This is a genomic window from Streptomyces varsoviensis (assembly GCF_000718635.1).
In the GTDB taxonomy this organism is placed as follows: domain Bacteria; phylum Actinomycetota; class Actinomycetes; order Streptomycetales; family Streptomycetaceae; genus Streptomyces; species Streptomyces varsoviensis.
Map to the genome: position 1 here is coordinate 86303 of NZ_JOBF01000002.1, position 18836 is coordinate 105138.

17 protein-coding genes and 1 pseudogene are annotated in these 18836 nt (G+C 74.2%); 15 read left to right on the forward strand and 3 right to left on the reverse strand.

The features are described from left to right. Window positions 1–242 precede the first annotated feature (242 nt). The 5 genes from IF55_RS02940 (at window position 243) to IF55_RS02960 (ending at window position 5789) form a co-directional block, all read left to right on the forward strand. Window positions 243–950, forward strand: a complete 708-nt coding sequence (locus tag IF55_RS02940; protein WP_078643509.1) for a response regulator transcription factor — start codon at window positions 243–245, stop codon at window positions 948–950. A 5-nt stretch (window positions 951–955) separates the two neighbouring features. Continuing rightward, the gene (locus tag IF55_RS02945; protein ID WP_245661036.1) at window positions 956–2584 is read left to right on the forward strand and encodes a PAS domain-containing sensor histidine kinase; all 1629 of its coding nucleotides are present in this window, start codon (window positions 956–958) and stop codon (window positions 2582–2584) included. 283 nt (window positions 2585–2867) lie between these two features. Next, window positions 2868–4037 (forward strand): acyl-CoA dehydrogenase family protein, encoded by a 1170-nt coding sequence (locus IF55_RS02950; RefSeq protein WP_030874755.1) that lies wholly within the window; start codon window positions 2868–2870, stop codon window positions 4035–4037. 184 nt (window positions 4038–4221) lie between these two features. Beyond that, entirely contained in the window at window positions 4222–5151 is a 930-nt protein-coding gene (locus tag IF55_RS02955) for an alpha/beta fold hydrolase (RefSeq protein ID WP_048831469.1), read from the forward strand. Window positions 5152–5393: 242 nt separating this feature from the next. After that, entirely contained in the window at window positions 5394–5789 is a 396-nt protein-coding gene (locus tag IF55_RS02960; RefSeq protein WP_157854244.1) for a hypothetical protein, read from the forward strand. Between the two features lie 43 nt (window positions 5790–5832). On the opposite strand, the gene IF55_RS02965 is transcribed toward IF55_RS02960, so the two are convergent. After that, window positions 5833–6255, reverse strand: coding sequence for a VOC family protein (locus IF55_RS02965; protein WP_030874748.1), 423 nt, complete (start codon window positions 6253–6255; stop codon window positions 5833–5835). A gap of 77 nt (window positions 6256–6332) precedes the next feature. Beyond that, complete coding sequence (locus IF55_RS02970) at window positions 6333–6860, reverse strand: GNAT family N-acetyltransferase (protein WP_030874747.1); 528 nt, start codon at window positions 6858–6860, stop codon at window positions 6333–6335. Window positions 6861–7023: 163 nt separating this feature from the next. Between IF55_RS02970 and IF55_RS02975 the strand changes: the two are divergent. Continuing rightward, window positions 7024–7416: pseudogene (locus IF55_RS02975) on the forward strand (DeoR/GlpR family DNA-binding transcription regulator); the annotation flags it as partial. Between the two features lie 42 nt (window positions 7417–7458). On the opposite strand, the gene IF55_RS02980 reads toward IF55_RS02975, so the two are convergent. Continuing rightward, window positions 7459–7881 (reverse strand): GNAT family N-acetyltransferase, encoded by a 423-nt coding sequence (locus IF55_RS02980; protein ID WP_030874745.1) that lies wholly within the window; start codon window positions 7879–7881, stop codon window positions 7459–7461. Window positions 7882–8100: 219 nt separating this feature from the next. On the opposite strand from IF55_RS02980, the gene IF55_RS02985 reads away from it, so the two are divergent. The 9 genes from IF55_RS02985 to IF55_RS03025 all read left to right on the forward strand — a co-directional run bounded on the left by IF55_RS02985 (window position 8101) and on the right by IF55_RS03025 (window position 18813). Then, window positions 8101–11262: an FAD-binding and (Fe-S)-binding domain-containing protein gene (locus IF55_RS02985; protein ID WP_048831470.1), complete on the forward strand. Its 3162-nt coding sequence runs from the start codon at window positions 8101–8103 to the stop codon at window positions 11260–11262. Between the two features lie 133 nt (window positions 11263–11395). Beyond that, window positions 11396–13207 (forward strand): thiamine pyrophosphate-requiring protein, encoded by a 1812-nt coding sequence (locus IF55_RS02990; protein ID WP_030874742.1) that lies wholly within the window; start codon window positions 11396–11398, stop codon window positions 13205–13207. A gap of 2 nt (window positions 13208–13209) precedes the next feature. Beyond that, window positions 13210–14364 carry an enolase C-terminal domain-like protein gene (locus IF55_RS02995; protein ID WP_048831471.1) on the forward strand — a complete coding sequence of 385 codons (1155 nt, stop codon included), beginning with the start codon at window positions 13210–13212 and terminating at the stop codon, window positions 14362–14364. Window positions 14365–14559: 195 nt separating this feature from the next. Next, window positions 14560–14742: a hypothetical protein gene (locus IF55_RS03000; protein ID WP_030874737.1), complete on the forward strand. Its 183-nt coding sequence runs from the start codon at window positions 14560–14562 to the stop codon at window positions 14740–14742. Between the two features lie 88 nt (window positions 14743–14830). After that, a complete protein-coding gene (locus IF55_RS41305) occupies window positions 14831–15550 on the forward strand; it encodes a monovalent cation/H+ antiporter complex subunit F (RefSeq protein ID WP_078643511.1) in 720 nt (239 codons plus the stop codon). Continuing rightward, the gene (locus IF55_RS03010) at window positions 15547–15849 is read left to right on the forward strand and encodes a DUF4040 domain-containing protein (RefSeq protein ID WP_030874733.1); all 303 of its coding nucleotides are present in this window, start codon (window positions 15547–15549) and stop codon (window positions 15847–15849) included. Before IF55_RS41305 ends, IF55_RS03010 begins: the two co-directional genes overlap by 4 nt. Continuing rightward, window positions 15846–16670 carry an MnhB domain-containing protein gene (locus IF55_RS03015; protein WP_048831472.1) on the forward strand — a complete coding sequence of 275 codons (825 nt, stop codon included), beginning with the start codon at window positions 15846–15848 and terminating at the stop codon, window positions 16668–16670. Before IF55_RS03010 ends, IF55_RS03015 begins: the two co-directional genes overlap by 4 nt. Next, window positions 16667–17014 carry a sodium:proton antiporter gene (locus IF55_RS03020; RefSeq protein ID WP_030874729.1) on the forward strand — a complete coding sequence of 116 codons (348 nt, stop codon included), beginning with the start codon at window positions 16667–16669 and terminating at the stop codon, window positions 17012–17014. Before IF55_RS03015 ends, IF55_RS03020 begins: the two co-directional genes overlap by 4 nt. After that, complete coding sequence (locus IF55_RS03025; protein WP_030874727.1) at window positions 17011–18813, forward strand: complex I subunit 5 family protein; 1803 nt, start codon at window positions 17011–17013, stop codon at window positions 18811–18813. Before IF55_RS03020 ends, IF55_RS03025 begins: the two co-directional genes overlap by 4 nt. Window positions 18814–18836: the final 23 nt, after the last annotated feature.

Sequence of the window (18836 nt, forward strand, 5' to 3'; positions counted from 1 at the left end):
TTCATCCGGGATCAGTCCGCGTAAAGGCCCTGCTGCGGCACCGGGCCGTCAAGAGAAGTGCACGGGCTGGTGGTTGGCCGTGCACCGCGCCGCACATCGCGCGCGTGGCCGCCGCCTAGCGTCGGAGCCGCCGCCGCGCCGCGGAACGCGCCCCTCCGCTCGGCGTTCGCTGGAGGCGGGGCACCGGGCACGGGGCCCAGGACACAGGACACAGGACAGTGGGCGCCCGGAAGCGAGGAACGATGACCGCGACCGCGCCCGCGCAGGGCCCCCACGCCGGAGCCGCCCAGGCCGGCGAGCGACCGGCCGGCGCGGGCCGCCCGGCCGGTGCGCCGGCGGACCTCGTCTACGTCGTCGACGACGACCAGGAGCTGTGCCTCTCCCTGGCCTGGCTGCTGGAGTCGGTGCACATCCGCACCCGGTGCTTCACCGACGCCGACTCCTTCCTGGCCGCCTTCGACGCCGAACGCCCCGCCTGTCTCGTACTGGACGTACGCATGCCGGGTACCGGCGGCTTCCGCGTCCAGGAGCTGCTGAACTCCCGCGACGCCGTGCTGCCGGTGGTGTTCGTCTCCGCCCACGGCGACATCGCCATGTCGGTCAGGGCGCTGCAACGGGGCGCGGTGGACTTCCTGGAGAAGCCGTACGACCCGCAGCGCATGCTGGACGTCGTACAGGAAGCCCTGCGCACGGCGGGCCGCCGCTACGCCCGACGGGCCGAACGGCAAGCGGTCGAACGGCGGCTCTCGCGGCTGAGCCCGCGCGAACGCGAGATCCTCCGCCGGGTCATCGCCGGGGAGCCCAGCAAGCTGATCGCCCGCGGGCTCGGCATCAGCCTCAAGACGGTGGACGCCCACCGCGCCCGGATCAGGGAGAAGACCTCGGCGGACACCCTCGGCGCCCTCATCGGCGACATGATGCGCTGCGGGCTCGGCCAGTGCGAGGTGTGACGCGCGTGACCGACCTTCCCGCAGCCACCGCCGAGCACGCTGAGGCGCCCGCGTACGAGCCGTCCGGCTCGGCGCCCGCCTCCGCCCCGGCCGCTCCCTCCGCCCCGGCCGCCCCCTCCGGCCAGGCCGCCCCCTCCGGCCAGGCCCCGGACTTCGACCCGGCCGACCTGGCGCGGCTGCTCACCGCGATCGAGCACTGCGTGCTCGTACACGACGCGCGGACCAAGGACATCCTGTGGGCCAACCCGGCCGCCCGCGCGGCCCTCGGCTTCACCCTCGACGAACTGCTCCCGTTGAAGGCCCCCGACATGAGCTCCCGGGCCCGCCCCTACCGGCGCGAGGCCGGCCGGGCGTGGCTCCAGCGCGCGGTCGACGAGGGCGCCAGCGTGACGGAGTGGTGCTACCGGTCGAAAGCGGGCCACGACATCATCAGCGAGGCCCGCGCGGTGCGCGTGGACCTGGCGCGTGGCCCGGTCGTCATGGTGCAGTTCCGCGACATCGCGGAGGAGAAGGCCACACGCCGGGACCTGAGCCGCACGGAAGGCAGGCTCCAGGCGTTCCTGCGCGACCTCGACGAGGGCATCGTCGTCCTCGACGACGAGGGGCGCGCCGTGTTCGCGAGCGAGTCGGCCGGCGGGCTGCTCGGCCGGGACCCGGAGACCCTGCTGGGCACCCCGTTCGCCGCCTTCCTGGCCCCCGACTCCGCGTCCGTGCTCCGTGATCTGCTGGCCGCTTCCCGCAGCGGCGGCGGGCCCGTCGACGCCCGCTGCCGACTGGCGGCGCCCGCCGCGGCGGACGGGTCGGAGCGCTGGTTCGCCGTGCGCTGCCGCTACCTCGACATCGAGCACGACCTGCGCGGACTGCTGCTGCTCTGCCACGACGTCACCGCCGCGGTACGGGCCGAGGAGGAGCACCGGCGCGACGCGCAGTACCTCAACCACCTCGCCCGTTACAACGCCATGGGCGACATGGCCATGGCCATCGCGCACGAGGTCAGCCAGCCCATCGCCGCCGCCCACAACTTCGTGGCAGGCGTACGGAGCCGGCTCGCCGGGGACGCCGAGGGCTCCGCGCTCACCTGGGGGCTGGAGGCGGCCACCCGGCAACTGGACCGCGCGGCCCAGATCCTGCGCAGCCTGCGCGCGTACGTCGTGCGGCTGGAGCAGTCGAAGCAACGCGTCGACCTGAACGACATCGTGGCCGACTGCGCCTGCTTCATCGAGGTACGCGCCCGCGAACACGGCGTGACCCTGCGCTGGGACACCACCGACCGGCCGCTTCCGGTGCACTGCGAGAAGGTCCTGATCGGCCAGGTCGTGATGAACCTGGCCTTCAACGCCGTCGAGGAGATGGCCCGGTGGCCCGTCGAACGGCGCACCGTGGTCATCCGGACGCGGGAGCGGGCGGGCTCCGCCGAAGTCGAGGTCGTCGACGCGGGCAAGGGCCTGTCCGGCGTGCGGGTCGACCGGATCTTCGAGGGGGCGTTCAGCTCGAAGGGCGACGGGCACGGCATCGGGCTCGCCCTGAGCCACCGCATCATCAGCCGGCACGGGGGAGAGATCGAAGCCGCCGACAACGCGCCACGCGGGGCCGTCTTCCGCTTCCGGCTGCCGCTGTGCCGGCGCAGCCCGTGACGACGCGCCTTCTCGAAACCGAGGCCCGCTGAGTGACACTGCGGGACACTGCGGGCCGCCAAAGGGACACCGCGGGCCGCCAAGGGCCACCGCGAGACGGACACCGCGGGACGCCGCGGGAATCCGGAGGACGCCGCGGGAAACCGGGGGACGCTGCCGGAAACCGGGGGAAATCCCCTACACGGCGCGGCCGATTCCCGATTGTCGCGGCGCGTGACGCCCGCATAGCTTGCCGGTGAGGCGACGCACAGAAACAGTCAGGCCGCTGCCGGAGGACTTCTTCATGACGCATATGCTGGACAATTCCGTGAAATCGGCTGCCACGGCCGGGAATCCGGACGAGAAGGCATTCGACCGGGTACTGGAATCGGTGGCGCGGCGGCGCCAGGAATTCGAGGAGAAGCGGCACGTAACCCGGGACATGATCGACGAATTCAAGAAGGCGGGGCTCTACCGGGCGAGCACCCCACGGCGGTTCGGCGGCGAGCCGCTGCCCCCGGCCCGCTTCCTCCGCCGTATCGAGCGGATCTCCGAAGTCGACGCGTCGGCGGGGTGGGTCGCCAGCTTCGGCTCCTCGCTGGTCTACCTCGCCGCGCTGCCCCTGGACACACAGGCGGAGCTGTACGCGCAGGGCCCCGACGTCGCCTTCGCGGCCGGACTGTTCCCCGTCCAGCGGGCCGCGCCGGCGCCCGGCGGGGGACACCAGGTGACCGGGCGCTGGAAGTTCGCCAGCGGCTGCAAGGGCGCGGACGTGCTGGGCGTCGGCGTCACGGCCGGCGAGGACCGGGCCGGGCGGCCGCGCACCGCGCTGCTGCGGCCCGACCAGGTCGAGATCGCCGAGAACTGGAACGTCATCGGCATGCGCGGCACCGGCAGCCACGACCTCGTCGTCGAGGACGTGGTGGTCCCCGACGACTGGACCTTCGTGCGCGGCGGCCCGCCCACCGTCGACGAACCGCTCTTCCGCTACCCGGCCGTCCCCTACGCCGCGCAGGTCCTGGCGGTCGTCGGCCTCGGCGTGGCCCGTGCCGCCCTCGACCAGGTCATCTCCGAGGGCGGGCGGGCGAGTTACACCGGGGGCCCGGTCGCCGCGGACCGCGCCTCGTACCGCATCTCCGTCGGACGGGCCGAGGCGCGCCTGCGCTCGGTACGGGCCTTCTTCTACGAGGTCACCGACGAGGCGTGGCAGACCGTCGAACGCGGCGACGAGGCGACCGCCCATCAGGCGAGCCTGTTGCGGCTGGCCTCCGCCCACGCCGCGCGGGTCTCCTTCGAGGTCGTCCGGGCCGCCTACCAACTCGCGGGCATCCGCGCCATCGCCGACGACAGCACCATGCAGCGCTACCTGCGCGATGCCTCCGTGGTGCCCCAGCACGCCTTCCTCCAAGAGGGCATGTACGACGCCGCCGGCGCCGTCCTCACCGGCGTCCAGCCCTTCCCCGGCTACCTCTGACCCCCACGCGGGCCGGGCCCCTGGCCGTATACCTGGCCGTACGCCTGGGGGAGAGCCCCACCGCGCACAGTGGTGCCGGTTACACCACTGGCACGCGCCCCAGCCGGTTTCCGCGGCCGAGCCGTCCGCCGAATGATGGAGCGATCCACAGGTTCGACAACTCCCGTAACCGAAGGGTCAGTTCATGTTCCGCGCGACCATCGACCGGCGCCGCCCCGCACTCCGGGCCTCGGCGGCCCTCGCCCTGCTGGCGCTGACCGCCGGCGCCGTCACAGCCTGCGACGGCCACGGCTCCGCCGCCCGGCGCCCGCCCTCGGCGCACACCGTCTCGTCCGCGACCGGCCGGGCGGGCGCGGCGGAGTTGCACATGATCGAAAACGCCGGTCACCGGCTGGCCTTCCACGTCACGCCGGGCCGCGGAGCCACCGTCGTGCTGGACGCGGGCGGCGGCGAGGACTCCTCGTACTGGAACGGCATCGTTCCCCGGCTCCACGAGGCCACCGGCGCCACCGTCATCACCTACGACCGGGCCGGACTCGGCAAGAGCGACGCGGTGCCCGGCCCCTGGCGGGTCAAGAGCGCCGTCAGCGACCTCGAAGCGGGGCTCCGGCAGCTCGGCGTCACCGGGAACGTGACCCTGGTGTCCCACTCCCAGGCCGGCGAGATCGCGACCTACTTCGCCAGGAACAACCCGAAGCTGCTCTCGGGCGCCGTGCTCGTCGACGCCAGCCTGCCCCCGCTCTACACGGACGAGGAGATCGCCCGCCTCGTGGCCCTCAACCGGCCGCAGGTCGAGGAGGCGAGGAAGGACCCGGACGAGCCGCGGAACCGCCAGCTCCTCGCCATCGCGGCGAGCTACGTCCCGATGCACCGGGCCTACCACCGCGCCACGTGGCCGGACTCGGTGCCGGCGACCGTCCTCGTCTCGGAGAAGACACCGTTCGACGGGTCGCCCGAGGACGTACGGCGCTGGCTGGACGCCGCAGCCTCGTTCGCCCAGGACGGTCCGGGGCGAAGGCTCGTCACCGCCCGGGGCAGCTCCCACGACATCCCGAAGGACCGCCCCGGCCTCGTACTCAAGGAGGTGGAAAAGATGGTGGCCGCCCACCACTGACCCCCTTGCCCCTTCTTCGGCCGGATCGCCCGGCATCGTCCGGCGGAAGATCAAGGTGGATGATGCCGACGACGGGATCGGGGGGTCTGATGTCGTTACGAGGCCGTGGTCGCGGAGCGGTGGGCGGTGCCGTACTGGGGCTGGCCTTGGGGGTGCTGGCCGCTTGCGACGCGTCGGGTGGAGGCGAGAGCCGCACCACCGGGAGCGGACGACCGGCCGGCGCGGTGTCGAACGTGGCCCCGGTGCCCACGGGACGAGCGGCGGCGACGTGCCGGACCGTATCGCCCGACGAGAACGAGCCGCAGTCGGGCGGCGTGTACGCGGGCCCCTTCTACACCATGGACGCGGGTCTCGGCGGACCCATCAAGTTCTGGGTCGCGGTGGCGGCGGGGGAGTCCGCGCCCCAGGCCCTCCTCCGGGTCGAGGCGATCCCCAAAGGCGGGGGCGAGCCCTCGGAGCCGGCCTTCTACGTACGGACGGACAAGGCGACCCCCGTACCGGAGGACTCCACCGAGGCCGCCAGCGGGCCGACGCTCACCGCGTTCCCCGGCCAGATCTTCCTGCCCGGCAAGGGGCAGACCGTGAAGATCACCGTGACGATCGGCGACCACACGGGCTGCTTCCTCAAGGCCCTTTGAGGGCCCCTCGCCCAGGCGAGGCCCGCTGGGGCTGCCCGGCGCCCTACGTCGGCGACGGGCCGCGGTAGGTGCCGAAGGTCCACAAGTTGCCCTCCGGGTCCCGCACCGTGCACACGTACGCCGCGGCGCCCGACCCGAAGCGGGCCTCGTGCGGCGGTTCGAGAACCTCGCCGCCCGCGTCGACCACCCGCCGGTGCACCGCGTCCACGTCGTCGCTCACCACGTAGACCGCGCTGCTGCCCGCACGCATCCGCCCGTGCACGCTGTCCTTGTGCCGGGTCGAACCGAACACCAGCGCCCCGCCGCCGGGCCAGCGGAGTTCGGCGTGCCCGATCCCGCCGTGCTCGTCCGGCGCTGCGACCACCTCGGCGAAGCCGAGCACGTCGCGCAGGAACCGCAGCGCCGCCCTCGTGTCGTCGTAGTGCAGGACCGGCCATACGGAGGAGGGGGAGGCATCGCGCGACATGCGGCTCATCGTAGGCGGGGCGGGGAGGGGCCGGTCGTAGGGGATCTCTCCGAACGTCGCCGCCCCGCTCCGGCTGTTCAGCCCTCGCCGCCGGTCGGCAGGGTCTTCTCAAGGAGGGTGAACGACTTGGGCGCGCCGCCCGGTTGCGGCTTGCCCGTCTTCCGGCCGACGACCCGGTAGCCGTTGGCGACGTAGTAGGCGTTCAGCCGCGCGTTGCCGGCCAGGCAGTCCAGCCGTACGAGCGTCCGCCCCGCCTCGGCCACGCGGCGTTCCGCGGCTCGCAGCAGCCGGCGGCCGGTACCCGGCTCGGCGCTGCCGTGGTCGACCATCAGCCGGTGCACGTAACCGGCCTCCGGCGGGCGCGGCCCCCAGGCAGCCTCGTCCGACCACCACAGCTCCCACGCCCCGACCGGGCGGTCGCCGGCCTCGGCGATCCAGACCTCGCCGTGCGTCATGACGCGGCGGAAGTGGTCCTCGTCGAGCTCGCCGGGCTGCCACTGGCCGGCGACGCCCTGGGCGAGCATCCAGCGGGCGGCATCGTCGCGCAGGCGCACGAGAGCGGCTACGTCGAAGCCGTCGGCGCGGCGGAGGTGCAGATCGTTCACACGGCGATCCTCGCACAGGCGTTCGCTGGGAGGTCGCGGGCACCGGCGCCCAGCGGGACGCCGCGCTCACGGGGCCGGGCGTCAGGCGCCGGGGGCCGCGCTCACGCGGTCGGCGGCCAGGTGCCGGGGGCCGTGGTCAAGGCGGCGGCGGCCAGGCGGCGGGGGCCGCGGTCAGTTCCTCGTGCCCGGTGGAGACGTGCCGCCCAGCCCCCGAACGCGGTCCACAGCCACGGGCCCCGAGGGCGCCCTCACCAGCCCCCTCGCCCTCGCCTCCCTGGCGGCCCTGCGCTTCGACACCGCCGTCGTCGGCTGCTGCGGCCTGACCGCCGCCGACGGCCTGACCGCCTACGACCTCGACGACGCCGCGGTGAAGCAGGCGAGCATCGCCGCGGCCCGACGCGCCATCGCCGCCACGGACGGCGGAAAACTCGGCCGCACCGCCTACGCCCGCGTCGGCCCCTCCACCCTCCTGCACACCCTCGTCACCGACACCACCGCGCCCGCCGACGAGACCACGGCGCTCGAAGCCGCGGGCACCCGCGTCAGCCGCGTCTGAGGAGCCGCGGGCGACCGGCGGGCGAACCAGGCCGCCGAACCGTCAATCGCCGCGCATGAAGCGGTACATGCCGACGGAACCGTGCTCGGCGACGTCGGCGAAACCGAACTTCTCGTAGAGGAACCGCGCCGGGCCGTCCGCGATCAGCGAGACGTACGCGGTGGCGGGCGCCCGGCGCTCCAGCTCGTCGGTGAGCGCGGCCATGACGCGCCGGCCGAGACCGCGCCCCTGGTGCGCCGGGTGTACGCAGATGTCGACGATCTGGAACGCGGTACCGCCGTCGCCGACGATCCGCCCCATCCCGATGGGCTCGCCCTCGTGGTGCAGGACCACGCCGTGCCAGGTGCCGGCCAGTGCCAGGGCGACCGCCTCGGGGTCGCGGTCCGAGAGCCCGGCGTCGGTGCGCAGACGGCGGAAGGTCTCGACGGAGGGCACGCCTTCGCGCAGTTCGTACGGGTCGTTCATGTGGTTCACGTGCCTCATGGTAAGCGGGCCCGAACGGCCACCATCCGGACCTATTCGTTTTCCGCGACGTTAGCGACCGCACGCATCGGGAACCCGTCTTGTGCTGAACGGACGGAGACGTTCCGCGGTCCGCGCCGACCTGCGACGGAACTGTCCGCAGACGGAGAAAACGCAGAAGACGCAGAAGACGGCGGGTGCCGGTCGGACGAGGACGTGGTGATGGACGACGCGGGTCGCGACAGCGGAAGGCGCCGGGGAGCCGGCGGCCCGGCAGGACTGGACGTCAGAGCCCTGGAACGGGCGCTGCGCGCGCGGGTGCGCGGCGAGGTGCGCTTCGACGCCGGGAGCCGCGGGGCGTACGCGACCGACGCCTCCAACTACCGGCAGGTCCCGATCGGCGTGGTCGTCCCCCGCGACGTGGAGGCGGGCGTGGCGGCGGTGGCCGTGTGCGCCGAGTACGGCGCCCCGCTGCTGTCCCGCGGCGGCGGCACCAGCCTCGGCGGCCAGTGCACCAACGAGGCCGTCGTCATCGACTGGACGAAGTACTGCGACAAGGTCGTCTCGGTCGACGCCACGCGGCGCACCTGCGTGGTCGAGCCGGGCATCGTCCTGGACGAACTCAACCGGCGGCTCGCCGTCCACGGCCTGAAGTTCGGCCCCAAACCCTCCACGCACAGCCACTGCTCGCTGGGCGGGATGATCGGCAACAACTCGTGCGGCGCCTCGGCCCAGGCGTACGGCAAGACCGCCGACAACGTGCGGCGGCTGGAGATCCTGACCTACGACGGGGCCCGCTTCTGGGTGGGGCCGACATCGGCGGAGGCGTACGAGGAGGCGCTGGCCGCCGGGGGCCGCCGCGCGGAGATCCACCGCGGCCTGCGGGAGATCGTCGACCGCTACCTCCCGGACATCCGCACCGGCTACCCGCGCCTGCCGCGCCGGGTCTCCGGGTACAACCTCGACGCGCTGCTCCCCGAGCACGGCTTCGACCTCGCCCGCGCCCTCGTCGGCAGCGAAGGGACCCTGGTCACCGTGGTACGGGCGGAACTCGACCTGGTGCCGGTGCCGCCCGCCGACGCCATCGTGGTCCTCGGCTACCCGGACATCTGCGCCGCGGCCGACGACGTGCCGCGCCTCCTGGAGCACAGCGAGCCGACCCAACTGGAGGCCCTCGACGGGCGGATGGCGCAACTGATGCGCGAGGAGGGCGCGTACCTCGACTCCCTCGACGCGTTCCCGCGGGGCGAGAGCTGGCTGCTCCTCCAGTTCAGCGGCGCGGACCAGCAGGACGTCGACGAGCAGGGGCGCGCCCTGCTGCGCGCCCTGGGCAGGGCCGAGGACGACCCGACCGTCGCCTTCTCGGACGACACCGGGCGCGAGCAGCGCATGCTCAAGGCGCGCGAAGCCGGCCTCGGCGTCACCGCCCGGCCGCCCGACGACCGGGAGACGTGGGAGGGCTGGGAGGACTCGGCCGTGCCCCCGGAACGTCTCGGGGACTACCTGCGGGACCTCAAGAAACTGTTCGCGGAGTTCGACTACGACCACCCCGCGCTCTACGGGCACTTCGGCCAGGGGTGCGTGCACACCCGCATCCCCTTCGACCTCAAGAGCGCCGACGGGGTGGCCCGCTTCCGCGCGTTCCTCTCCCGCGCCGCCGACCTCGTGTGCTCCTACGGCGGCTCGCTCTCCGGCGAGCACGGCGACGGTCAGGCCCGCGGCGAACTCTTGCCGAAGATGTTCGGCGAGCGGCTGGTCGCCGCCTTCGGCGAACTCAAAGCGCTCTTCGACCCGGGCGACCGCATGAACCCGGGCAAGGTGACCAGCCCCTACCGCGTCGACGACAACCTCCGCCTCGGGCCGCGGTGGCAGCCCGGCGGCATAGGGGAGACGCGGTTCGGCTACCCCGACGACGACCGCTCCTTCACCGGCGCCGTGATGCGCTGCGTCGGCGTCGGCAACTGCCGCTCCCGCACCGGCGGCGTGATGTGCCCCTCCTACCGGGCCACCGGCGAGGAGGAGCACTCCACCCGCGGCCGGGCCCGGCTGCTGTTCGAGATGGTCAGCGGCCACCCGGACTCCCCGGTCACCGACGGCTGGCGCTCGACCGAGGTCCGCGACGCCCTGGACCTGTGCCTGGCGTGCAAGGGGTGCAAGTCCGACTGCCCGGTCGGCGTCGACATGGCCACGTACAAGGCGGAGTTCCTCGCCCACCACTACGCGGGCCGGCCGCGGCCCGCCGCCCACTACGCCCTGGGCTGGCTGCCGCTGTGGGCGCGGCTCTCCCGCCTCGCGCCCCGCGCGGTCAACGCATGCCTCGCCGCCCCCGGACTCGCCCGGCTCGGCAAGCGGGCGGCCGGAGTGGCGGCCGAGCGCCCCGCGCCGCCCTTCGCCCACGAGTCGTTCGTCCAGTGGTGGGAGCGGCGCGGCGGCGCCGAGCCCGACCCCGGGGACGAGCGGGCCGTGGTGCTGTGGCCAGACACCTTCAGCACGTACTTCCACCCGGGCATCGCCATCTCGGCCGTACGGGTGCTGGAGGACGCCGGGTTCCGCGTCGCGGTGCCGACACGGCCCGTGTGCTGCGCCCTGACTTGGATCTCCACCGGGCAACTGAACGTCGCGAAGCGCGTGCTCCACCGCACCCTCGACGTGCTGCGGCCGTGGATCGACGCCGGTACGCCCGTCATCGGCCTGGAACCCTCCTGCACGGCCGTCTTCCGCGCCGACGCCCCGGAACTGCTCCCCGACGACGAGGACGTGCAGCGGCTGTCCCGGCGGTTCCGCACCTTCGCGGAACAGCTCGCGGGCCACGCGCCGGAGGGCTGGCGACCGCCCGTACTCGACCGGCGGGCCACGACGCAGACCCACTGTCACCAGCACGCCGTCCTCAAGGACGACCCCGACCGCGAACTGATGCGCCGGGCCGGCATCGACGCGCGCGTCCTGGACGAGGGGTGCTGCGGCCTGGCCGGCAACTTCGGCTTCGAACGCGGCCACCACGACCTGTCGATGGACATCGCCGAACAGGGCTTCCTCCCGGCCGTACGCGACACCGCCCCCGACGCGCTCGTCCTCGCGGACGGCTTCAGTTGCCGCACCCAGATCGAACACGCCGGCACCGGCCGCCGCGCGATGCACCTCGCCGAGGCCCTGGCACTCGGCCTCGACGGCCGCGCCGGGCCGGCCGACCGCCCCGAAACGCGGACCGACAACCCCGAGTCTCGCGCCGACCACGCCGAATCGCCTGCCGCCCACCCCGAAACGCTCATCGAGCGCCCCACCGTGCCGCCCCGCGACGCCCGTCTCGCCACCGCCGCCGCGTCCCTCGCCGTCCTGGCCTCCGGGGCCGCGGCCCTGCGGACGCTGCGCCGACGCGGCGGATGAGTCCGGGCCGCGAATGAGTCCGCGCGCCGCCGCTCCGCGATCCGCCGTACGAAACCCCGACCCCGCGCCCCGTACGAAACCCCGGCCCCGCATCCCGTACGACCCGCCCCACCCCGCACCGAAAGGAAACACCATGTCGACCAAGGTCTCCGACCACCTCCTGCAGCGGCTGCGCGAGTGGGAGGTCGAGCACGTCTTCGCGTACCCGGGCGACGGCATCAACGAGTTGCTGGCCGCCTGGGAGCGCGCCGACAACACCCCCCGGTTCGTCCAGGCCCGGCACGAGGAGATGGCCGCGTTCGAAGCGGTCGGCTACGCGAAGTTCTCCGGCAAGGCCGGGGTGTGCGCGGCGACGTCCGGACCCGGCGCGATCCACCTGCTCAACGGCCTCTACGACGCGAAGCTCGACCACGTCCCGGTCGTGGCGATCGTCGGCCAGACCAACCGCAGCGCGATGGGCGGCTCCTATCAGCAGGAAGTCGACCTCATGAGCCTCTACAAGGACGTGGCGTCGGACTTCTGCGAGATGGTGACCGTACCCGAGCAGCTTCCCAACGTCCTCGACCGGGCGATGCGCACCGCGCTGTCCAGGCGGACCGTCACCGCGCTGATCATCCCCGCCGACGTGCAGGAGCTGGACTACTCGCCGCCCAAGCACGCCTTCAAGATGGTGCCCTCCAGCCTCGGCATCGCCCAGTACGCGCCGGTCCCCGCCCAGGAGGAGGTCGCCCGCGCCGCGGAAGTGCTCAACGCGGGCGAGAAGGTGGCCATCCTCATCGGCCAGGGCGCGCGCGGCGCCCGCGAAGAGGTCGAGGCCGTCGCCGACGCCCTCGGGGCCGGCGTGGCCAAGGCGCTGCTCGGCAAGGACGCCCTCTCCGACGAGCTGCCGTACGTCACCGGGGCCATCGGCCTGCTGGGCACCCGGCCCTCCTACGAGCTGATGCAGGGCTGCGACACCCTGCTCGTCATCGGCTCCAGCTTCCCCTACACGCAGTTCATGCCCGAACTCGACCAGGCGCGGGCCGTGCAGATCGACATCGACCCGCACATGATCGGGCTCCGCTACCCCTTCGAGGTCAACCTCGTGGGCGATGCCGGGGCCACCCTCCGGGCCCTCCTCCCGCAACTGAAGCGGAAGAAGCACGGGGCGTGGCGCAAGAAGATCGAGAAGGACAGCGCCCGCTGGTGGCAGGTGATGGAGCGGCGGGCGGCCGTGGACGCCGACCCGCTCAACCCCGAGTACGTCGTGCACGCCCTCGACGCGCTGCTGCCCGACGATGTCATCCTCGCCGCCGACTCCGGCTCGGCCGCCAACTGGTACGCCCGCCACCTGCGCCTGCGCGGCGCCATGCGCGGATCGCTGTCCGGCACGCTCGCCACCATGGGGCCGGGCGTCCCCTACGTCATCGGCGCCAAGTTCGCCCATCCCGAACGCCCCGCCGTGGCGATCGTCGGCGACGGCGCGATGCAGATGAACGGCATGGCCGAACTCATCACCGCCGCGAAGTACCGCAAGGACTGGCAGGACCCGCGGCTCGTCTTCGCGGTCCTCAACAACCAGGACCTCAACCAGGTCACCTGGGAGATGCGCGCCATGTCGGGCGCCCCGGAGTTCCGGGTCTCGCAGTCCATCCCGGACGTCCCGTACGCGGACTTCGCCCGCTCGATCGGGCTCGGCGGCGTACGGGTGGAGAAGACCGACGACGTGATCCCGGCCTGGCGCGAGGCGCTGGGGGCCGACCGGCCCTTCGTCATCGACTTCCGCACCGACCCCGACGTGCCGCCGATCCCCCCGCACGCCGACCTCGACCAGATCGAGGCCGCCGCCACCGCCCTCCTCAAGGGCGACCCCGACGCCGCCGGCGTGGTCCGGCAGGGGTTCAAGGCGAAGGTCCAGGAAATGCTCCCCGGCCACCGGCGGCGCGACGGGAAGGAAGGCGGCTGACCGTGCCCGCCGCCCGGCCGGCGGCGGCCGGCGAGCCGAGCGTGGACGAGATCACCTGCGCGGTCTACTCGGCGCCCACCGACGCGCCCGAAGGCGACGCCACCCTGACCTGGGACGCCACCACCCTCGTCCTCGTGCGGGCCCGCTCCGGCACCGTCACCGGGCTCGGCTACACCTACGGCGCGCCGGCCACCGCCCACGTCATCGGCGACCGCCTCGCCGGCGTGGTCACCGGCCGGTGCGCCTGGGACATCCCGGCCGCGCACGAGGCGATGAACCGGGCCGTACGCAACGAGGGGCGGCCGGGCCTCGTCGCCGGGGCGATCTCGGCGGTCGACATCGCCCTGTGGGACCTCAAGGCACGCCTCCTCGACCTCCCGCTGACCCGGCTCCTCGGCGCGGTCCGCCACGAGGTGCCCGTGTACGGCAGCGGCGGCTTCACCACGTACGGCGCCGAGCGGCAGGACGCGCAGCTCCGCGAGTGGGTGCACGGGCTGGGCATGCCCCGCGTCAAGATCAAGATCGGGGAGTCCTGGGGGACGCGCGAGCGCCGGGACCGGGAGCGCGTCGCCCAGGCGCGCCGCGGCATCGGCGCCGAGGCGGAGCTGTACGTCGACGCCAACGGCGGCTACACCCGCAAGCAGGCCGTCCGCCTCGGGCCGTTCCTCGCCGACCACGGCGTCACCTGGTTCGAGGAGCCCGTCTCCTCCGACGACTTGACGGGGCTGGCACGGGTACGGGCCGCCGTACCGGCCGATGTCACCGCCGGCGAATACGGCTACCACCTGCCCTACTTCGAGCACATGATCGCCGCCGGGGCCGTCGACTGCCTCCAGGCCGACGCCACCCGCTGCGGCGGCATCACCGCCTGGCTCCGCGTCGCCGCCCTCGCCGAGGCGTCCGGGCTCCAGATCTCCGGCCACTGCGCACCGCACGTCCACGCGCACGCCGCGGCCGCCGTCCCCAACCTCCGCCACCTGGAGTGGTTCCACGACCACGCCCGCGTCGAACACCTGCTGTTCGACGGGGCACTGGACCCCTCCGGCGGCACCATCCGCCCCGGAGCCGACGCCGCCCCGGGCCACGGACTGACCCTGCGCCCGGACAGCGAGGCGGCGCTGCGACACCGGGCGGTGACGAGCGGCGGGCCGCGGTGAACGGCTCCCTGCCGCCCCCGACGCGCCGGCCTCCCCGGCCTCCCCGGCCGCCCAGGGCGTCGATTTCTCGCGGCCCCTTGGGGAGCCGGTGGGCCGGGCGGCGGACGCCGGACGGCGGCGCGGCGCGGTTGCGGCCGCCGCCCGCAGCCGCGTGTGAGGCTGAGGGACAGGCGGCCGACGGGAGGAGGGACCACGGTGCGCATCGTGGCGGCCGTCGCCGAACTGGCGGGCTGGTGGGCGGCGCTGATGGCCCTCTGGCTCGTCCTGATCAGCAGCGTGGACACCCTGGAGGCCCTGGTCGGCGCGGCCGCCGCGCTCCTCGCCGCCTGCGCGGCCCGCGGCGCACGGCGGGCGGCACGTGGGCGGGACGCCGGATGAGGCGGGGGCGCGGAGTCCGGTGGCCCCGCCGGCCACGGCGGTTGCCCGTCTCCCGCGCCGCCGCGCTCCCGACCGCGGACGGCGAGCCATGAACGGCTGGCTCGCCGCGGCCACCGCGCTCCTGGTGTGCGGGGTCGGTCCGGCCGCGTACGGCGTGGTCACCGGGCCCGTCCACCGGCGCATCGCGGCCCAGAACCTCACGACCACCCTGGTCAGCCTGGTCCTCCTGCTGCTCGCCCAGGGCTACGCGCGCCCCGCGTACGTGGACACCGCCCTCCTCCTCGCGGTCCTCGGCCCCGCCGGCACGCTGGTCTACGTCCGGCTGCTCGCCCCCGACGTCGCCGAACGGCCGCCGCGGCCCCGCCGGCTGCGCGCGCTGACCCTGACCAACTACGTCGCCGTGGCCGCGGTGACGCTGCCGCTCTGCGCCGCCGCCGGACCCGGCCGCTCCCTGGCGAAGCTCCTGGTCATCGCCGTCCTACTGGGTCTCGGCAGCCATGTGACGGCCCGTGCGATGACGGCGGGCCCGGGCGGGCCGGCTGATGACGAGACGTCACCTGACGGGCCGGCCCCGGACGGGCCAGTTACGGGCGGGCGGGTTACGGGCGGGGCGTCCACGGACGGGCCGGTCACCGGCGCACCGGCCGATGACGGGCGGACACCCGGTGGCCCAGTCACGGACGGGCCCGTTGATGACCGACGGGCACCCGGCGATCCAGTCACGGACGGGCCCACTTATGACGGACAGCCCCCCGGTGCCCCCCTCACGAACGGGCCGGCCGCCGGCGGGCCAGGAGCGGGCCGATGACCGATCTGCCGCTGCTCGCCGGTCTCGCCCTCGTCGTCGCCGCCGCGACCGCGACGGTGCTGGTCCGCGACCCCGGCCGGCAGGCGTTCCCGCTGGCCCTGCTCGGGCTGGCGCTCGGCGTCCTCTTCCTCCTGCTCCAGGCCCCCGACGTGGCCCTGTCCCAGCTCGCGGTCGGCTGCGCCCTCACCCCGCTCATGGTCCTGCTGACCGTACGCAAGGCGCGGCGCCGAGCGCGCCCACGAGGCCGCGCCGACGCGGCGCCCGCGAGGCTCCGGCACGAGGAGGAGGACCGGGAATGAGCCGCGGACTACGGCGCTGGGTCCTGGCTCTCGGACTCCTCGGGACGGCCGTGCTCCTCGTCCTGGCCGCTCGCGGCCTGCCCGCGTTCGGCGGCTCGGCGCACCCCTACGGCGAGCGGGCGGTGCACGCCGCGCTCGACCGGCACACCGCCAACACCGTCGCCGCGGTCACCTTCGACCAGCGCTCCTTCGACACCCTGGGGGAGGAGTCGATCCTCTTCGGCGCCGTCCTCGGGACCGTCGTGCTGCTCCGCCAGACCCGCGACGAGAACCGGCTGCCGCCCCAGCCGGCGCGCGTCTCACCGCCCGTACGCCGCTACGCGCTGCTGGCGCTCCCCGTGACCCTCCTCGTCGGGCTGTATATCGTCGCGCACGGCCAGCTCAGCCCCGGCGGCGGCTTCCAGGGCGGCATCGTCGTCGCCACCGCGCTCCATCTCCTCTACATCGCCGTCGACTACCGCGCCCTGGAACGGATTCGCCCGATCGGGCTGTACGAGGCGGCCGACGCGGCGGGCGAGGCCGCGTACGTGCTCCTCGGCGCCGCCGGGCTGCTCGCGGGCACCGCCTTCCTCGCCAACGTCCTTCCGTACGGCACCCTCAACACCCTGGCCTCCGGCGGCACCGTGCCGCTGTTCAACGCCGCCATCGGGGTGGAGGTGGCCTGCGGTGTGGTCGTCCTGCTGGCCCGCTTCCTCGACCAGGCCGTGGAGATCGTGTCCACCGATGCCGATGCCGATGCCGATCCCGATGCCGACGCCGATAGCGACACCGACGCCGACGCCCGCTCCCACGACGCCGCCGGCGAGGAGGCCGACACATGACCGTTCTGCCCTACCTCGTCGCGGCATGGCTCTTCCTGATCGGCTGCTACGGGCTGGCCACCAGCCGCGACCTCATCCACGCCGTCGGCTGCCTCGCCGTCTGCCAGTCCTCGACCTATGTGCTGCTGCTGGCCGTCGGCTACCGCGACGGCGGCACCGCCCCCGTCTTCTCCGACATCGCCCCCGGCTCCCGGCCGGTGGTCGACCCCGTCGTGCAGGCCATGGTCCTCACCGATGTCGTCATCGGCGCCACGGTCACCGCGCTGCTGCTCGCCCTCGTCGTACAGATCGCCAAGCGGCACGGCACGGTGGACCCCGACGAACTGTCGGAGCTGCGCGGGTGACCGCCGGGACGCTGCTGCCGCTGATCGTGGCGGCGCCGCTGTTCGGCGCGGCGCTGCTCGTCGGCGCCGGGCGGCGGCTGCCCCGGTACGCGGCCGAGTCGCTGGGCTTCCTGTGCGCGGCGGCCGGGGCGGTCTCGGCGGTGGGCGCGCTCGGCCTGACGGGGCACCGGCCGGCCGTGGAATGGCTGGGCGGCTGGCGCCCGCACGGCGGCCCCGGCGTCGGCATCGTCCTGGTCGGCGACCGCGCGGGGCTCGGCCTCGCCGCGCTGATCTCGTTCCTGGTCCTGGCCTCCCTCGCCTATGCCTGGCGGTACTTCGACGAGCCGCCGCGCGGGCACGCGGGCTCGTTCCCGGCGCTGGTCCTGCTCTTCCAGGCGGGCATGTGCGGCTTCGTGCTCACCGGCGACCTCTTCAACGCCTTCGTCTTCTTCGAGCTGATGGGCGTGGTGGCGTACGCGCTGACCGGCTACCGGGTGGAGGAGGCCCGCGCGGTCCAGGGCGGCCTGGTCTTCGGCGTCGTCAACTCGCTCGGCGGGTACGCCACGCTGCTGGGCATCGGCCTGCTCTACGCCCGGACCGGGGAACTCGGCTTCGCGCGGATCGGCGAACGGCTCGACGCCCACCCCGGCGGCCCGGACGCCCTGGTGACGGCGGCGTTCGTGCTCATCGTCAGCGGACTGCTGGTCAAGGCGGCCGCGGTGCCGTTCCACTTCTGGCTGGCCGACGCCCACGCGGTGGCCCCCACCCCCGTATGCATGCTGATGTCGTCCGTCATGGTCGAACTCGGCCTGTACGGCACCGCCCGCGTCTACTGGACCGTCTTCGCCGGCCCCGGCGGCGTACCCGCTCCCGACGCGCACCGCGCGCTGCTGGTGCTGGGGGTCGCGACGGCCCTGCTCGGCGCCGTGATGTGTCTCCTGCAACGCCACCTGAAACGGCTGCTCGCCTACTCGACCGTCGCGCACGCCGGGCTCTTCCTCGTCGGCCTCGCGACGCTCTCCCCGGAGGCGGCCGGCGGCCTCGCCCTCTACGTGCCCGCGCACGCGGGGGCGAAGGCGGCCCTGTTCGCGTGCGCCGGCATCCTCCTGGACCGCTACGGCTGCGTCGACGTCCACCGGCTGCACGGCCGGGGGAGGGAACTCCCCTTCGTGGGCGCGCTGTTCGCGGTCGGCGGCCTCGCGATCGCCGGGCTGCCGCCGTTCGGGACGGCGACGGGCAAGGGGGCGATCGAAGAGGTGGCGGGCGGCGGGGCGACCGCCTTGTTCGTGTTCGTCTCCGCGGCCACCGGGGGAGCGGTCCTCCGGTCGGCGGGCCGCATCTTCCTCGGCCTCGGCCCTCCGCCGGAGCGCTCCTCGGACGGGTCGGCCGAGGAGACCGTGGGGGAGGAGGAGGCGCCGGAGACCCGCTGCCGTCTCACCCGCATCCCGCTGACCATGCTGGCGGTGCCCGCCGTACTCCTCGCCGGAGCCCTGGCGGCCGGCGTGCTCCCCGGCCTCGCGACGGCGGCGGGGCAGGCGGGCGCCGCCCTCACCGACCACGCCGGGTACGCCGCGTCGGTCCTGCACGACAGCGCCACCGCCGTCGCCGCGACCGCCCCGCACCCGACCGGCGCCGGTACGGCCTGGGCGCTGCTCTCCACCGCCCTGGCCCTGGCCTGCGTCCCGGCGGGCGCGTGGTCGCGGCGTCTGGCCTCGGCCCGCTGGGCCCGGTCCCTGCGCCGCCTGCACTCCGGCCATGTCGGCGACTACGTCGCGTGGTTCCTCGCCGGGGTGACCCTGCTGGCGGCGCTGATGGCGTGAGGGCTCCCCGGTGGCGTACGTAC

Bases quoted from the DNA above. Each gene is read 5' to 3' on its own strand.
- IF55_RS02985 (WP_048831470.1), top strand. From the start codon at position 8,101: ATGGACGACGCGGGTCGCGACAGCGGAAGGCGCCGGGGAGCCGGCGGC.
- IF55_RS03020 (WP_030874729.1), top strand. From the start codon at position 16,667: ATGACCGTTCTGCCCTACCTCGTCGCGGCATGGCTCTTCCTGATCGGC.
- IF55_RS02940 (WP_078643509.1), top strand. From the start codon at position 243: ATGACCGCGACCGCGCCCGCGCAGGGCCCCCACGCCGGAGCCGCCCAG.
- IF55_RS41305 (WP_078643511.1), top strand. From the start codon at position 14,831: ATGAACGGCTGGCTCGCCGCGGCCACCGCGCTCCTGGTGTGCGGGGTC.
- IF55_RS02965 (WP_030874748.1), bottom strand. From the start codon at position 6,255: ATGTCGCGCGATGCCTCCCCCTCCTCCGTATGGCCGGTCCTGCACTAC.
- IF55_RS02990 (WP_030874742.1), top strand. From the start codon at position 11,396: ATGTCGACCAAGGTCTCCGACCACCTCCTGCAGCGGCTGCGCGAGTGG.
- IF55_RS03015 (WP_048831472.1), top strand. From the start codon at position 15,846: ATGAGCCGCGGACTACGGCGCTGGGTCCTGGCTCTCGGACTCCTCGGG.
- IF55_RS03010 (WP_030874733.1), top strand. From the start codon at position 15,547: ATGACCGATCTGCCGCTGCTCGCCGGTCTCGCCCTCGTCGTCGCCGCC.
- IF55_RS02980 (WP_030874745.1), bottom strand. From the start codon at position 7,881: ATGAACGACCCGTACGAACTGCGCGAAGGCGTGCCCTCCGTCGAGACC.
- IF55_RS02950 (WP_030874755.1), top strand. From the start codon at position 2,868: ATGACGCATATGCTGGACAATTCCGTGAAATCGGCTGCCACGGCCGGG.
- IF55_RS02955 (WP_048831469.1), top strand. From the start codon at position 4,222: ATGTTCCGCGCGACCATCGACCGGCGCCGCCCCGCACTCCGGGCCTCG.